The organism is Dactylosporangium sp. NPDC050588 (assembly GCF_040654975.1).
Taxonomy (GTDB): Bacteria; Actinomycetota; Actinomycetes; order Mycobacteriales; family Micromonosporaceae; genus Dactylosporangium; species Dactylosporangium maewongense.
The window spans coordinates 22,507-38,148 of the sequence record NZ_JBFAJA010000034.1; the positions used below are offsets into that span (position 1 = coordinate 22,507).

At 69.1% G+C, this 15,642-nt stretch carries 16 protein-coding genes; 8 read left to right on the plus strand and 8 right to left on the minus strand.

Annotated features, from left to right (window positions below; all coding sequences use genetic code 11):
- Positions 1-2 precede the first annotated feature (2 nt).
- Positions 3-995 carry an ABC transporter ATP-binding protein gene (locus AB0I21_RS23970; protein ID WP_360564277.1) on the plus strand — a complete coding sequence of 331 codons (993 nt, stop codon included), beginning with the start codon at positions 3-5 and terminating at the stop codon, positions 993-995.
- 149 nt (positions 996-1,144) lie between these two features.
- Here the strand turns inward: AB0I21_RS23970 and AB0I21_RS23975 are convergent, their stop codons facing one another.
- From AB0I21_RS23975 to folP, 7 genes are all read right to left on the minus strand, one after another.
- Positions 1,145-1,618, minus strand: coding sequence for a hypothetical protein (locus AB0I21_RS23975; RefSeq protein WP_360564278.1), 474 nt, complete (start codon positions 1,616-1,618; stop codon positions 1,145-1,147).
- Between the two features lie 48 nt (positions 1,619-1,666).
- Positions 1,667-1,954, minus strand: a complete 288-nt coding sequence (locus AB0I21_RS23980; protein WP_360564279.1) for a hypothetical protein — start codon at positions 1,952-1,954, stop codon at positions 1,667-1,669.
- 261 nt (positions 1,955-2,215) lie between these two features.
- Complete coding sequence (locus AB0I21_RS23985; RefSeq protein ID WP_360564281.1) at positions 2,216-3,598, minus strand: ABC transporter permease; 1,383 nt, start codon at positions 3,596-3,598, stop codon at positions 2,216-2,218.
- 110 nt (positions 3,599-3,708) lie between these two features.
- Positions 3,709-4,230 carry a DUF3180 domain-containing protein gene (locus AB0I21_RS23990; RefSeq protein WP_344514145.1) on the minus strand — a complete coding sequence of 174 codons (522 nt, stop codon included), beginning with the start codon at positions 4,228-4,230 and terminating at the stop codon, positions 3,709-3,711.
- Between the two features lie 66 nt (positions 4,231-4,296).
- Positions 4,297-4,818 (minus strand): 2-amino-4-hydroxy-6-hydroxymethyldihydropteridine diphosphokinase, encoded by a 522-nt coding sequence (folK, locus tag AB0I21_RS23995; protein ID WP_360564283.1) that lies wholly within the window; start codon positions 4,816-4,818, stop codon positions 4,297-4,299.
- On the minus strand, positions 4,815-5,180 hold the full coding sequence (gene folB / locus AB0I21_RS24000; protein ID WP_360564366.1) for a dihydroneopterin aldolase: 366 nt from the start codon (positions 5,178-5,180) through the stop codon (positions 4,815-4,817). Before folB ends, folK begins: the two co-directional genes overlap by 4 nt.
- 20 nt (positions 5,181-5,200) lie before the next feature.
- Positions 5,201-5,998: a dihydropteroate synthase gene (folP, locus tag AB0I21_RS24005; RefSeq protein WP_360564367.1), complete on the minus strand. Its 798-nt coding sequence runs from the start codon at positions 5,996-5,998 to the stop codon at positions 5,201-5,203.
- A 341-nt stretch (positions 5,999-6,339) separates the two neighbouring features.
- On the opposite strand from folP, the gene AB0I21_RS24010 reads away from it, so the two are divergent.
- The 7 genes from AB0I21_RS24010 to AB0I21_RS24040 are packed head-to-tail and all read left to right on the plus strand — an operon-like array spanning position 6,340 to position 15,022.
- Positions 6,340-6,651 (plus strand): hypothetical protein, encoded by a 312-nt coding sequence (locus tag AB0I21_RS24010; protein WP_344514201.1) that lies wholly within the window; start codon positions 6,340-6,342, stop codon positions 6,649-6,651.
- 59 nt (positions 6,652-6,710) lie between these two features.
- Positions 6,711-7,085 (plus strand): hypothetical protein, encoded by a 375-nt coding sequence (locus AB0I21_RS24015; protein WP_327006656.1) that lies wholly within the window; start codon positions 6,711-6,713, stop codon positions 7,083-7,085.
- On the plus strand, positions 7,082-10,762 hold the full coding sequence (locus tag AB0I21_RS24020; protein ID WP_360564285.1) for an ATP-binding protein: 3,681 nt from the start codon (positions 7,082-7,084) through the stop codon (positions 10,760-10,762). The genes AB0I21_RS24015 and AB0I21_RS24020 overlap by 4 nt, the downstream gene beginning before the upstream one ends.
- Positions 10,763-10,803: 41 nt before the next feature.
- Positions 10,804-12,711 carry a DMT family transporter gene (locus AB0I21_RS24025; protein WP_360564369.1) on the plus strand — a complete coding sequence of 636 codons (1,908 nt, stop codon included), beginning with the start codon at positions 10,804-10,806 and terminating at the stop codon, positions 12,709-12,711.
- 6 nt (positions 12,712-12,717) lie between these two features.
- Positions 12,718-13,260: a hypothetical protein gene (locus AB0I21_RS24030; protein ID WP_344514138.1), complete on the plus strand. Its 543-nt coding sequence runs from the start codon at positions 12,718-12,720 to the stop codon at positions 13,258-13,260.
- Positions 13,257-14,399: a M23 family metallopeptidase gene (locus AB0I21_RS24035; RefSeq protein ID WP_360564287.1), complete on the plus strand. Its 1,143-nt coding sequence runs from the start codon at positions 13,257-13,259 to the stop codon at positions 14,397-14,399. The genes AB0I21_RS24030 and AB0I21_RS24035 overlap by 4 nt, the downstream gene beginning before the upstream one ends.
- Positions 14,400-14,434: 35 nt before the next feature.
- Positions 14,435-15,022, plus strand: coding sequence for a hypothetical protein (locus AB0I21_RS24040; RefSeq protein ID WP_360564371.1), 588 nt, complete (start codon positions 14,435-14,437; stop codon positions 15,020-15,022).
- Here the strand turns inward: AB0I21_RS24040 and AB0I21_RS24045 are convergent, their stop codons facing one another.
- A complete protein-coding gene (locus AB0I21_RS24045) occupies positions 15,023-15,640 on the minus strand; it encodes a hypothetical protein (RefSeq protein ID WP_360564288.1) in 618 nt (205 codons plus the stop codon). It lies immediately after the preceding gene.
- Positions 15,641-15,642 lie beyond the last annotated feature (2 nt).

A 15,642-nucleotide genomic window follows, 5' to 3' on the forward strand; every position in this document is an offset into this window, starting at 1 on the left:
GCGTGGACCGTACCGCGAAGGCCGACGGCGCGCCGATCACGCTCGATCGGCTGGGCAAGACGTATCCGAACAACACCACGGCGGTCGAGGAGCTGAGCCTGGAGATCGCCGGCGGCGACGTGACCGTGCTCATCGGCCCCTCCGGCTGCGGCAAGTCGACCGTGCTCAGGATGGTCAACCGGCTCATCGAGCCGACCCGCGGCCGGGTGCTGGTCGACGGCGAGGACGTGACGCGCGCCGACCCGGTGCGGCTGCGGCGCACGATCGGCTACGTCATCCAGAACGTCGGGCTGTTCCCGCACCAGACGGTCCGCACCAACGTCGGCACCGTGCCGCGGATGCTCGGCTGGGACAAGCAGCGCATCGCCGCTCGCACCGACGAGCTGCTGGAGCTCGTCGGCCTGACGCCGAAGCAGTACGCCTCCCGCTACCCGCACGAGCTGTCGGGCGGCCAGCGGCAGCGGGTCGGGTTCGCCCGGGCGCTCGCCGCGGACCCGGTGGTGCTGCTGATGGACGAGCCGTTCTCCGCCGTCGACCCGATCAACCGCGGGCGGCTGCAGGACGAGTTCCTGCGGCTGCGGCAGAGCGTGCGCAAGACGACGATCGTGGTCACGCACGACCTGCAGGAAGCGATCAAGCTCGGCGACAAGATCGCGGTGCTGTCCGACCGCGGCCACCTGGAGCAGTACGCGACGCCCGCAGAGCTGCTGGCCAACCCCGCGAACGCGTTCGTCGAGCAGTTCATCGGCGAGGACCGCGGGCTGATGCGCCTGTCGGTGACCCCGATCCCCCGCGACCGGCTGCGTTCCCTGGACGGCGCCCCCGGCGACCTGCCGGCGGTGTCCGCGGACGCGACCCTGCGCGTCGCCTTCGGCGCGATGCTGGCGGCGGGCGTCGACGCGGTGGTGGTGCGCGAGGGCGATCAGCCGCTCGGGTTGCTGTCTGCCGCTGATGTACGGGTAGCGCTCGCCGAGGTCGACGCCGTCAAACGGTGACCGGCGGTGGGGAGTTCCCGCCGCCGGCGTGCCGCTCTGTCAGGCCCGCGTCTGCCGCCGCGGGCCGCTTCTCGCCGGCCCCGTTGCCGTTCTGTCAGGGCCGCGTCTGCCACCGCGGGCCGCTTCTCGCCGGCCCTGTTGCCATTCTGTCAGGACCGGCGGCCGGCCATGGTGGCGAGGCCGATGATCCAGCCGACGATGAGCCCGTAGCCGGCGCCACCGGCGGCGGCGGCGACCGCGCCGCCGATCGAGGCGTCAGCCAGCAGGAACGCGGTGATGAGGGCGGCCAGCGCCGCCGCGAACATGTAGGCGGCCCAGCCGGTCAGGATCGCCGAGATGGTGCCGCGCGCGCTGGCGAGCTGCGCGCCGACGAGCAGTGTGATGAACACGGCCGTGAACAGGACCAGCAGGATCGCCTTCAGATCGGCGGCGAGCAGGTCACGCACCGACTGGTCGGTGTCGAAGTTCCACGCGGGCCACGCGAGGGTCTCCAGGAACACGCCACGGTCGCCCTCGTTGACCCAGTCGACGTACCAGGGGCTGCCGAAGATCAGCACCAGGAGGAACGCCACCAGGGTGCCCGCGCTTGACGCGGTGCGGTAGCGCGAACGAGTGATTGCCATGCCCCGGATGAGTCCCGGGAAACACGATTTATAAACAAATACCGATAGTTACTTGGCCGGCGACATGATGTAGTCGATGAACGCGGCGCGGACCAGCGGCTCGGACTCGCCATAGGTGTGGTCGGTGACCTCGCGCCACAGCGCCACGACGTCGTCGATGGTGGCGTCGAGCGAGCCGAGCCAGCCGTCCTGCGTGTCATCGTTGCTGGTCGTGACGTGCTTGAAGAGGTCCCAGAAGAACTTCACGTCGCGACGCTGCCGGGCGAGGGCGAAGGCACGTTCGCGGAGCTCCTCGGTGGGTAGTGCGTCAAGCTCCGCAAGGGTGGCGTCGGTCATGACCACAGCTTAGCGAGACACCCGCCGCCCTGGTCGGTCGCGCTCACGCCCTCCGTCGCCAGCACTACCCGCATCCAGCGCCCCGGCGGCACTCGCCCGGCGTGCCGCAGGCCGCTACCCCGGAGCCGCTACCCCGGATATGTCCGCTTCGCGAACATATCCGAAATTTCGGTTATGTCGGGGAGCGCAGCGAGTCGACATAACCGACCCCGGAGTGGTGCTGGGGACCGGAGCGTGCCGGCATGAGCGGCCCGGCGCGGTTCAGCGGTTGCTGCCCCAGCGCTCCTCGACGCCCCAGTCCTCGTCGGTGCTGCGGGCCGGCAGCTGGCTGGTCCAGCCGCCGGTGCGCGACGCCGACCAGGCGCTGTCCGGCTCGGCCTGGCTCGACCCGTAGCCGGCGGTCGAGGTGCTCGGCGTCCAGACCTGCTCCTCCTCGACGTCGTCCTCCACGGTCCGCGGCCGGCCGAACGTCTCGATCAGGCGGGTCACGACCAGCCCGATGGCGATCGCGCCACCGCCGACGGCGAGCGGAGCGATGTTCCACTGCTCGGCGGCGGAGTACTGGAACAGCAGCGTGATCGCGGCGACCGCGAGGACGGTGCCGAGCACGCCGCCGCGGCGGCCGTAGACGGAGGTGCCGCCGAGCAGGGCCGCGCCGAGGGCGAGGATGGTGAGGGAGAGCCCGGCCGCGGCCATGCCGTTCTGGGTGGTGGTGACCTCGCGCTGGTCGAGCGCGGTCAGCACGCCGGCGAAGGAGGCGAGCAGGGCGGAGCCGGCGATCGCGAAGCCCGCGATGGTGGCGGCGCCGCCACCGCGGCGGCGGGCCGGGTCGGCGACCGGGCGGAAGCGGCCGACCGCGCGGCGGACCGGCCGGATCAGGCCGATGGCACTGCCGGCGACGGCGACGAGCACGACCCCGAGCATCCACCAGAGTGCCTGGTCGTGCGGGTCGTACGCACCGGTGACGACCTTCTCGTCGTTCTGGTCGGCGATCCAGGCCATGAGCGCGACCGCGACGCCGAGGCTGGCCGCCCAGCCGGGCACGTGGAAGCCGACGACCAGCACCGCGATGACCACGCCGACGCCAAGCGCGATGAGGGCGGTGATGCAGGCGGTCATCGCCAGGCCACGGTCGGAGTTGTCGGCGAAGAACAGCGCCGACGCGTACGCGATCGGGCCGAGCGCCAGGTTGGCGGCGCCGGCACGCAGGGTGAGCCCCATCGCGATGCCGACGAGCCCGAGCTCGGCGCCGGCCAGCAGCAGCGACTCGAGCTCGGTGCCGCGCAGGGCCTCCGGTCGGGCGTCGCGCAGCAGGTACAGCAGCGACACCGCGGCGAGGAGCAGCACCATCTCCCAGAGCGCGTGGACGGCCAGCCGGTCGCGGCCGGGCTCGCCGTGCTCCGGGTCGTCGAAGACGTCGCCGAGCTGCGCCGGGCTGGGCGTGGCGCGCCTGGCGGCGAGGCCCAGCGTGCTCTCCGACGGCGGGACGCTGTAGTCGGTGTTCGCCGCGTACGACCCGGGGGTGTAGACGGACTGGTTCGAGACCCCGAGCGTGGGAGCGTCCTCGGGCACCCCGCCCGAGCGGAAGTCGGGCTCCTCCCGGAACCCGGGCTCACCGCGGAACCGCGAGTCGTCGTACGCCATCGCGCGCGCCTCCTGCCAGCCGACGACCGGTTACGCGTCGCACAGTAACCGCGGATTGTGACCTGCGACAGTCTTTGGGCGAGGAAGACGGCAGCGTTTATGCCAGATCTCTATCGATCGAGGCTTTCGTCCTCGCTGCGATCGCCCTCCCGGCGTCCGTCCATGCGGCCCTGCCTGGGCAGATCCTTGTCACGCTGGCTGGGTGGCACCTGGCACGACCGCTCCAGCCACAGTGCGGCGGCGAGCAAGACGATCGATGCGGCGACGCCCAGCAGCGCCTGCGGCAGGTTCTCCGAGACCTTGGCGAGCACGCCCCGCTGGGTCAGCAGCCACGACGACATGCCCAGGTAGAGGCCGCCGAACAAGGCCGCGACCAGCGCCGACGCCTTGCCGAGCACCGCGTACCGCGCGATGACCAGCGGCTGGAGCGGGCCGGCGCCCTCCTTGCGGAGGATCCGGTTCCGGGTCGAGTACGCCTCGAAGCCCTCGAAGATCGCCAGGCCGATCAGCGTCAGCGGCGGCAGCCACGGCAGCGTCGGCAGGCTGTTCCACAGGCTGCTGATGCCGATCCAGGCCAGCGCGGTGGTCGCAAGCGCGGCGATGACGAGGGTGGCCGGCCTGGTCGGCTCCATCCGGCCCTTGGGTCCGTTCGCGTTCGGTTCGTCGGGTGGCGGCGTGGCCATCGGCTCGGCTCCAGATCACGAATCGAGGTGGATGTCTTCCCGCGGGCGCAGGTCGGCGAGGTCGGTGGCGACCGGGGCGGCCCGGACCAGCTCGTACAGCCATCCGTGGCCCGGCACCTGCCCGTAGGGCTGGATGTCGAGCCACGGCCGGAGCACGAACGCCCGGAGATGCGCCCGCGGGTGGGGCAGGGTCAGCTCCGGGTCGTCCGACACGACCGGCCGGTCGTCGTCGTCCCAGACGGCGATGACGTCCACGTCAAGCGTACGCGGGCCGAAGCGCCGCTCCGGGTCGCGCACGCGACCGGCGGCCCGCTCCAGCCGGTGGGCGCGGTCGAGCCAGTCACGGGGCGTCGCGGCCGGGTCGACGGCCAGCACCACCGCGTTGAGGTAGAACGGCTGGTCGGCATCGCCCCACGGGGGTGTCTCGTAGACGCCGGAGACCGCCCGGACGGCGTCGCCGAGTCCCGTGACGGCGCCGCGCAGGTTGGCCTCGCGGTCGTCGAGGTTGCTGCCCAGCGACAGCACGGCCCTGGTCACGGCCTCGTCCGCCGGATGGTCACGGCGACGTCGGCGAACTCGTGCGGAATCGGCGCCTGGGGCTTGTGCACGGTGACGGTCGCCGCCCGTACCCGCGAATCCTCCAGGCAGGAGTCGGCGAGGCGGTGGGCGAGGGTCTCGATCAGGTTGACCGGGTCGCCCGCGACGATCTCCGCGAGCCGTCCGGCCAGCTCTCCGTAGTGCACGGTGTCGGTGACGTCGTCGGACTCCGCGGCGGGGGCGAGATCGAGCTCCAGGATCACGTCGATCACGAAGTCCTGGCCGTCGCGGCGTTCGAAGTCGAACACGCCGTGGTTGCCGCGGACCCGCAGCCCCGTCAGGGTGATCCGATCAGCCGTCATGCCCTTGTCATCCTCATTCGTCACCGCGCCGCCTGTACGGCCTGCCACACCTTGATCGCGTCCACGTTGCCACGGACCTCGTGGACCCGCACACCCCAGGCACCCGCCGCGACGGACAGCACGGTGGCGGCGATCGTGGCCGCCTCGCGCTCCTCGGTCGGGCGCGGGGAGCCGTCGGCGGTCTGCAGGAGCCGCCCGAGGTGCGACTTGCGGCTCGACCCGACCAGCACGGGGTAGCCCAGGCCGATGAGGTCCGGCAGGTGCGCGGCGAGCCGCCAGGTGTGCTCGGCCTTCTTCGCGAAGCCCAGCCCGGGGTCGAGGATCAGCCGTTCGGGTGCGACGCCGGCGGCGACGGCCTCGTCGACCCGCTCCAGCAGTTCGGCGCACACCTCTTTGACGACATCGTCGTAAACGGCCAAATCGGCCATCTTGCGCGAGTGGCCGCGCCAGTGCATGAGCACCCAGGGGCAGCCGGCGTCGGCGACCACGTGGGCCATGTCGGGGTCGGCGAGCCCCCCGGAAACGTCGTTGACCAGGGCGACACCGGCGGCGACGGCTTCGGCGGCGACCGCCGCGCGGGTGGTGTCGATGCTCATCGTGACGCCGACCGCGGCCAGCTCGCGGATCACCGGCAGGACCCGGTCGAGCTCGGTGCGCGCGTCCACCCGGTCCGCGCCCGGGCGGGTGCTCTCACCGCCGATGTCGATCACGTCGGCGCCCTCGGCGACCATCTGCATGGCGTGGTCGACCGCGGCGCCCAGGTCGGCGTAGCGGCCGCCGTCGGAGAAGCTGTCCGGGGTCACGTTGAGCACCCCCATGACCACGGGGGAAGGACGGCGAAGGAGCGTCACCTGAATGAAGGTACTCACCTCCGGTCAGTCACCTGTCCCCCACCAGGGGTAACCGCTCAGGCGCCTCATCCGCAACACTGATCACGGACCGGTCAGCTTGTTGGAAAGAGGGCTGCAACGTACTCTCTGCAAGTGAACGTTATTCGGACCGTTAAACCCGACAATGGGCATTTAGCAGGGCAAACGCCCGGATAAGGTTCCGCTGGAGGGCGACACAGCAGCCGGGGTCGTATGACCGGGTCGTCTTATCAGCGAGGCTTAACGCGCGGCGCGCACCTCGCCCGTCGCGCCTCCGGGGAGGTCTGATGATGTTGTTGGAGATCGGCCACGCGTTGTGGGGGGAGACGACCCGCGTCGCTGATGCGATCGCTCTGGCGCCGTCGCCCGAACCCGCACCGAAGACGATCAACACCGACGGCATTCTGCAGTTCTTCACCACGAAGATCGTGCCGATCCTCCTCGCGGCGCTCGGCGTGATCTTCATAGGCCGGGCCAGCAAGGGTGAGGTCTCCCGGGTGCTGACCAGCTCCGCCATCGCGATCATCGGGCTGGCCTTCGTCGCGGGCGCCGCGTCGCTCTTCTTCTTCGGCGACTCCCTCGTCAAACTGCTCTTCAACTAGAGCTGCCGTGCCTTCCGGACTCACTGCTGAGCCTCACTGCTGAGACGAGTGAACAAGACATGCGGCTGCGCACCGACGACGACATCTACCGGGCCCGCCTGGTCTACCTCGGGCCGCCCGGCTACACCCTGCCCATCCAGCTGCCCTATGCGCAGTACGGGGTGTTCGCGCTCCTGGTGCCCCTGTTCATGTTCATCCGTTACCTGATCACACTGCAGGTCGACTATTTCCCCGCCTACGAGATCGCCCTCGCGATCGTGGCGACGTCGCTGATCTTCCGCTACGTCGACCCCGATCGTCCCGCCCGGATGGTGGTCCGCACAGCCCTGACCGACTGGCGCCACACCCGGGAGCCGAGCCACGAGCAGCGTGACGCTCGGCTCGTGGCCACCAGGGTGCGTATCCGCCCGGAACTCACCGGTGATCTCGCATGACCAACCCGCCTCCCCGCCGTACTGGGGGCTACTCCAACCAGCCGGACGTCGATGACGACGCTGCGCACACGTCCGATTACGACGGTGGCCTGCGGGCCGCCGCCGAGGGCGGTCGCGTGGCGATGTTCCGCGGGCCGGCCCGCGGCCCGTCGGCCGACCGCCCGGCGAGCGCGCCACCGGCGGCCGACGTCGACTCGCCGTTCCTCGGGCTGTTCGACGACCCGCCGGGCGGGCGGCCGCGCGACCGCGCGACGGCCGGCGACCCCGGCAACCGGCCGATCTCCGGCATCCCGGTGTCGGCGGCGCCGACGTCCGGCGCCGGCCGGGTCCCCGAGGACCTGCGGGCGCCGAAGCGGGTGGTGCCGCGGACGGAGGCACTGCCGTCCTCCGCCTCCCCTTCCGCCGCTCCGACGTCTGCGGTCCCCTCGTCCGGTTCCGCCTACGACCGGCGGTTGGCCCCGGCAGAGCGGCGGCTGGTGGACGCCGCTGAGCGGCGGCTGCTGGACGCGGCCGCCGAGCGGCAGCAGGCCGACGTCGCCGAGCGGCGGCAGATCGAGGCCGCCGAGCGGCGGCAGGTGGACGCCTATGAGCGGCGGCAGTTGGACCGGGCACCGGCCGACCCGCCGCCCGCGCTCCCCCCGGCCGCCCGGTCCGGACCGCTGACGGCCGCCGAGCGCCTGGAGCGCAGCGGCGAGCACCCGGACGCCTTCGACTGGAGCGGCGAGCACCCGCGGCTCCCCGGCCGACTGGGCACGGGCGAGCACCCGCAGGTCCCCGGACGGCCGGGCACCGGTGAGCATCCGCAGTACCCCGGACGGCCGGGCACCGGCGAGTATCCGCGGCTTCCCGGCAGGCCGGGCACGGGCGAACGCGCGCCCGTCGAGCGGCAGCGGCCGGCGCAGCGGCAGGCGCCGGATCGCGCTCCCCGTCTGACCACACCGGCGATGGGCGACGGCGGCAGTCGTACAGGCGCCAGAACCGCAAACGGGAAAGTCGTGCCGGGCAAGGACCTAGTGCCCCCGGCACGCCGCTCGAGCCCTCCGTTCAGGCAGCCCGCCCGGCCCACCGGCAAGCGGACGCCGCTGGACCGCACGCCGAAGCCCCGGATCAAGGACCGGCAGCCGTCGATCGACCTGGCGATCACCGAGATCGCCGGGCACCTGACGTTCACGCCCAACACCGTCACGGCCTGGTACTGGCTGCCCGAGGTCCGCTGGGCGTTCCGCCCCGACGCCGAGCGCGAGGCGCTGCTGTCGGCGATCTCCGAGCAGTACGCCGGCCTCGCCGGCTTCCGCCTGCACCTGCGCCGCACGACCCGGCCGTTCCCCGCCGACCAGTGGGCGCGCGTGGTGGACAACAACACGCCGTTCCCGCTGCCCACGGCCGGCGCCGGCCCGTCGTGGACCGACCACCTGGTCGCCGCGCAGAAGCACCTCCTGGCGATCAACCACGCCGAGGGCCAGACGTACCTCGGCATCTCCTTCGCCCGGCGCACCCTCGGCGACACCTTCGCCGAGCGCATCGGCGCCCTCTTCCGCCGCGGCGTCGCCGACGCCGAGCGGCGCCGGATGGCACGGACCGTCGAGCAGTTCGACGAGGTGCTCGGCGCGTTCGGCATGCGCGGCCGCCGGGTCACCGCCTACGAGCTGGAGTGGCTGCTCTACCGCTCCGTCGCGCTGTGCATGTCGCCGCCGGCGCACGTCAACTCGCTGGACGGCGGCTGGGAGCGCGGCGACCTGCTCGCGCTGACCGAGCAGGTGGAGCGCTACCGGACGCCGTACGGCTCGACCGTCAAGCTGGTCAACCGGGTCAGCGGCGAGGAGCGGCACGTCGCCGTCCTCACCGTCGGCCGCATGGAGCCCCTGGAGATCCCCGAGCGGCACGAGCCGTGGCTGCACTTCCACGAGCGGCTGCCTTGGCCGATGGAGCTCTCCTCGCGGATCGACATCCTCGGCCCCAACGACTCGTTCCGTAACCTCGAGCACCGGCTCCGGCTGATCCGCTCCCAGCAGGCCGACTACAGCGAGCACGGCATCGACGCCCCGCCGGAGCTGGAGCGGCTCGCCAAGCGCGCCCTCACCATCGGCGACGAGATCAGCACCGGCCTGCCCGTCGACTCCTCGCGCGCGCACGGCTGGCACCGCATCGCCGTCGGCGGCCGCACCCGCGAGGAGTGCCTGGAGCGCGCCCGCCGGGTCACGCAGATGTACTCCCGCGAGATGCGCGTCGCCCTGCAGCATCCGAAGCAGCAGGACTGGCTCGCGCGCGAGTTCATCCCCGGCGAGCCCCTGGCCAACACCGGCTACCTGCGCCGCATGCCGGTGAAGCTCTTCGCCGCCGCCCTCCCCCAGGCCGCCTCGACCGTCGGCGACCGCCGCGGCGACCTCATCGGCCGCACCGCGGGCACCTCCCGCCGCCCCGTCTTCCTCGACCTGCACTTCCCGATGGAGGTCCGCGAGCGCTCCGGCCTCGCCGTCTTCGTCGCGGAGCCCGGCGGTGGCAAGTCCACCCTCATGGGCGCCCTCGGCTACCTGAACGCCCGCCGCGGTGTACAGGTCACGCTGCTGGACCCCTCAGGGCCGCTCGCCCGCCTCTGCGCGATGCCCGAGCTCGCCCCGTACTCGCGGGTCCTGAACCTCACCGGCTCGGAGCAGGGCACCCTGGCGCCCTACTCGCTGATCCCCACCCCGCAGCGCGGCCACTACGTCCCCGGCCCCTCCGGCGACCGCGAGTTCGAGATCGCCATCTCCAACGCGCGCGCCGAGCGCCGCATGCTCGTGCAGGACATCTGCATGATGCTGGTCCCGCCGCAGGTCGCCCGCGAGGCCTCGACCGCCACGATGCTCCGCCACGCCGTCCGGCAGGTCCCGGCCGAGGAGTCGTCGACCCTGGAAGACGTCATCCGCTCCCTGCGCGACACCGGCGACCACGACGCCCTCGAGCTCGGCAACCTCCTCCTGGACACCGCCGAGATGCCCCTCGCCATGCTCTTCTTCGGCACCCCACCGGCCGGCCTCCTCGGCGCCGACGCCACCCTCACCGTCATCACCATGGCCGGCCTGCGCCTCCCCGACCTCAAGATCGAGCGCGAGTACTGGTCCGCCGAGGAGTCCCTCGCCCTCCCCATGCTCCACACCGCCCACCGCCTGGCCGTCCGCCGCTGCTACGGCGGCGACATGACCCAGCGCAAGCTCGTCGGCCTGGACGAGGCCCACTTCATGGAAGGCTGGCGCTCCGGCCGCTCCTTCCTGGTCCGCCTCGCCCGCGACTCCCGCAAGTGGAACCTCGCCGCCCTGGTCGCCTCCCAGAACCCTCGCGACATCCTCGGCCTGGACGTGCAGAACCTGGTCTCCACCGTCTTCGTCGGCCGCATCGCCGAGGACTCCGAGATCGCCGCCGAGGCCCTCCGCCTCCTGCGCGTCCCGACCGACGTCGGCTACGAACAGACCCTGGCCGCCCTTTCCCAGGTCGACACGTCCTCATCCTCGCGTCTCGGCTTCCGGGAGTTCGTCATGCGCGACGTCGACGCCCGAGTCCAGAAGGTCCGCGTCGACGTCTCGTACGTCCGCGACCTCCTGCGCTACCTCGACACGACCCCAGGCGGCATCCCAACCGGCGACACCGTCGGCGGCGAGATCGTGGACATCCACGACGACGACTCGGAGGTCGACCGGTGAGACGCCTGCCCGTGCACGCAGCCGTGGTCATCGTCACCGCCCTGGCAACCCTCTTCGCCGGCCCCATCTCCCCAGCCACCGCCACCCCAGTCCGCGCCCCAGAAGGCGGCCTGTGCACTGTTCAGGAGTGGCGAATTCAAGGGAATTTTCAGAACTGCGCGGACAGGCTTCAAGTAGATGTTCAATCACGACTGAGCTGCCTAGATGCACCGACTCCGAGCGCACCGGACTCGGGCGTGGCGGGTTGGTTCGCAACAGAGCCTGAGGGTTCACGCGGATCCAGACTCTGGTTCAGGCACAGCGAATACGGCTATGCTGGTTACGACTTCACAACCTATGATTTGAAATGCGCATCCGTCGTCACCAACCCAAGCGCTGAATTCGAGACTACTGTTGCAAACGGCGAATTCCTTGTCGCCACGGGCATCATTGGAGCTTCTAACGCGGTACGCGAGCGTGCATGGGATCCAACCTACATGTGGGGCTGGGCGGATCCGCTCGTTGAGACGGCCACGAAGGCGGTTTACTCGAAGGTCTTCACAGCGTTCGGTGCGGTGACCTTGGCAATTGTAGGCTTGTACCTCCTATGGCGCTCCCGACAGGCGGATATGTCGAGTACTGTCACGACGGCAGGCTGGGCAATCTTCGTCATGGTACTGATCACTGCGATCGCCGCGTGGCCAAGTTGGTCGGCGGGGCTAGCGGATCGAACACTGATATCTAGTCTTGGCATCATTCACGATGCAGTTGGCCCCCCCAATGAAAGCATCCCGCCGGACAAGTGCCGCAACCCTGATCCAGCGGCATGCCGGGACGTCCGGCCCCCAGCAGCCCGTGCCAGCGATACGGTGGTAGACGGTCTCCTATACCGCAACTGGCTTCGGGGAACACTTGGATCTTCCGATAGCGTAACTGCGACCAAGTACGGACCGGCACTTTACGACGCAAAGTCTTTCTCTTGGCAAGACGTCGAGAGTATTCGTGCGGACGAGCGACGCGCAGCAACTGAGGAAGAACAACGAATTCAAGACCAGAAGCCTGGACCTCCAATACAGTCAACAATGCGGAAGACGATCACCGAACAGAAGCAGCAACGGTGGATGCGGATTTCCGAACAGATCAAAACGGAGGATCCTGAAGCCTACCAACACTTGCAGGGCAGTAAGGGAATGGATCGAATCGGGGCGGGCTTCCTAGCAATCATTTCTGCCCTCTTTTTCGCCCTTTTCGACATTACCGCATCAGTCCTGGTAATTCTAGGCTTTTTAATCTTTCGCTGGGCAGTAATTGCGTCACCAATTCTTGGAACGCTTGGACTGCTACGACCCGCAAATGCCGGCCTGCGCCGACTTGGGAATGCGGTTGTCGCGGCAATGTTCAACGTCATTATTTTCGGAGCCGGTTCTGCCATCTATCTGTTTGCCGTCACTCTAATTCTGGGGACAGCTTCATTGGCTGGGTGGCTGCAGGTTGTGCTTATTTGGCTGACTGGAGTCGTCGGCTGGCTGTTGCTGCGGCCTTACCGGCGGATCACGCAGCTCGGTGGGAAGGATTCCACTCGCGCCATCACATCCGCTGGTAGCTGGCACCGGTTGTTCTTGCGGGACGTGCGGCAGGCTGCGGCGCTCAAGGTCGTTGACGCCGGTGGAACGAGTGAGCCGCGGCAACGTGGGGACAGCCTGCCGGGACATCAGCGGCCAGAGCACCGGCCGGAGACGCGGGACGAGGACGTCGTGACGGTCGGCGGGAGTGACGACCGGACGCGTCCTGAGGAGCGGACGACGCGGCAGGACGGTCCGCAGCGACGGCGGCGGGAGCCGACGTGGGAAGAGCCCGACTTGCCGCAAGAGACCGCGCCGTCGTATTCGATCTATCGGCCCGACTCCGAACGGTCCACGTCCGACCGGTCGCCGGCGCGACGGCCGGAGTCGGCGAACCTGCCGGGGTGAGCGTCCATGCGTACGGTTCTGCGTCTGCTCGGTACGCGGTACGGCATCGCCATGGTCCTGATCGTTGTTGTGCTGATCGTCGTGGGATTCGGCCGCACCGTCTTCACGGACGATGACGGGACCGGCAACGACGCGCTCGGACCAACCGTTGCTCCCGCGACGACTACGCCGGACCCGTACAACTCGCTCGGCGACGACGGTGTCGTGGAGGAGCCGAGCTCGGCGGCACCTTCTCTGAGCAAAGGGGCCGCCGACGCGAGCACGGTGGCCACTCGGTTCGCGAAGGCCTGGCTGCGCAAGCCCGGTATTTCCGGCGCCCAGTGGCGGGACGGGTTGAAGCCGGACGCGACGAACGAACTGATGGAAGACCTGGCCGACACGGATCCGAGCGACGTCCCTGCCGCTACGATCACCGGCTCTACGGTCGTGGAGAACCTCGGACAGGTCGCTACCGCCAAGGTTCCGGCTGATGGCGGAACGATCATCCTGCAGCTCGAGGCCATCGGTGGCCGGTGGCAGGTCACCTCGCTGGACTGGGAGGTGGCGTGACCGACTTCGAGACCGCTGACGAGCACGGTGAAGGCGGACAGCGAAGGCTTCGCCCTGCGCTGCTGGTGGCGCTCGCCGCGGTACTGATTCTGGTCTGCTGCGGCGGAGGCGTGGTGTCGTTCTTCCTCGATGCGGCGAACAAGACCGTCACCTACGATTCCGGCTGCGGCAACGGGAAACTGGTCGACGTGGCGGCAGAAATGCCGAACCATCGCAGGCTCGGCCAGGAGCAGGTACGTAATGCGGCGATCATCGTGCGGGTCGGGCAGGATCTCAATGTGCCGCCCCGGGGCTGGGTGATCGCCGTCGCGACGGCGATGCAGGAGTCGTGGCTCCGCAACCTGCCGAATCTGGGCGCTCGCAACGACCACGACTCACTCGGGCTCTTCCAGCAGCGACCCAGCACTGGCTGGGGTACCCCCGAGCAGATCATGGATCCGAAGTACGCGTCGCGGAAGTTCTACGAGAAGCTGGTGACGATTCCCGGCTGGCAGACCATGAGCCTGACTCGCGCCGCTCAGAAGGTGCAGCGCAGCGCGTACCCCAATGCCTACGCAAAGCATGAGGAACTGGCCTCGACGGTGGTCAACTCCTTGACGGGCGGCGCAGCCCGCGCGGTCGGCGATCAGACCGACCTGCAATGCGTCAGTGCCGGTCAGATCGCCGCCTCTGGCTGGACGGCACCGGTCAAGGGAAAAGTGGGATCAGGGTTTCGGACCGCCTCCCGCCCCACTCATCAGGGCGTCGATCTCATCGTTCCGCGAGGTACCGTCATCCACGCTGCGGCGGCGGGGCGTGTCATCAAAGTGCGCTGCGACGCGATCGGCCCGAACGGCAAACCGTGGGGCTGCGACCGGGATGGTTCACCGTCCGTTCGTGGCTGCGGCTGGTTCGTCGACATTCTGCACGCCAATGGCATCATCACGCGGTACTGCCACATGGTGAAACAGCCGAGCGTCGTGGTGGGCCAAAGCGTTGCGCCCGGCCAGGAGATCGGGATCTCAGGCACGACCGGACATTCTTCGGGTCCTCACGTGCATTTCGAGACGCACCGGAACAGCGACTCGAGCAAGAACGGCGCGATGGATCCAGTTCAGTTCATGCAGCTGATGGGTGCGCCACTCGGAGGGGAGCCGTGAGCGGTTTCCCGAGCGATGATCTCCCCGACTGGGATCTGATTGCCGGTGGTGCCGAACGCGCTCCTGCGGGCATCGAGCTGGTGGCTGCCGTGTCTGTTCGTGACCTCCGCGGGCACCGGGCGATGGTTGGCATGCCGGGTCTTGGCTGGCGGGGTGACCTGCGGGTCGATGACCCTGTGGTGCAGGCGAGCCGGACCTATGTGCCGGCGTTATCGGAGCAGGAATGGTACCGAGCCGAAGCGGAAAGAACCGAGGTCTTTGCGCCGCTGGTGCCGATCGAGCGGGTGTGGGTGGAGCGGACGTCTTCGGCCGTGACCCCCGCCGAGGGGCGTTCGGACCTGGTGGGGCGGCTCGTTTCGCTTGACGTGCCGCCACCTCGGCCGCCCCGGCCGATTCGGGAGGTCGGGGTGGTGACCGGACTCCGCGTCGTACGCGTCCCAGGTCCTGACAACAAGGCCGGGAGGGACGAGCGGGACTTGCGAGCGGTGACAGAGCCGTACAGCAGCACCGAGGGCGACATCTGCGTGCGGGTCTGTAAGGAGTTGGACTGGTATCGGTGGGCTTGGAGCGGACAAACACCGAAGACCCTTGAACTGCCGATCCACCTACTCTGGGTCGAGTAGCTACGAAAGCTTATCTGCGCTGCACACTCGCCAACTGCCAGCGTAGGTGACATCGAAAGCCCAATTCTGAGTTAAGAGCGACCTTCTATCACCTTCCTCCGGTATGGAGATGTTGATTTTCAATCGAACCAATGACTCGTTTCCATGCGTCGTCACCGCCATGTCAGAGAAAGAAGCCGTAATAGCAACACCGTATCTGGATTCAATTGCCCGCAGTTCGGCAATTGCTTGATCCACTTCCTCAAGGTTCGGTGAATCACAGACAAAAACGGACGCTCGCGCCTCGTCCCGGGTATTGAACCGAGCGTGTAGGTACTGCTGCAATGTCACCGTCGGGCTACTGCGGTCCGGGGTGGTGGCTTTGTCGTACAGGACGTACGTGGCAATTGAGCCCCCCAGGCAGAGGCCGGCGGCAGCTACTGCGATCACAAGGAGCAAGGTCTTACGGAGGCCGAGGCCTCGCTTCGGAGGGCTGGATGGCGGGGTGGGGGCGGGACGGCCGAGAGGCTCGTCCTTGCCGATGATCTCGCCTTCGAGGACCTCGTCGTTGCCGGGGCGGGATCTCGGGATCGACCTGCCCTGATCGAGGTTTGGCTCGTTCGGCTTCGATGCGTCCACGG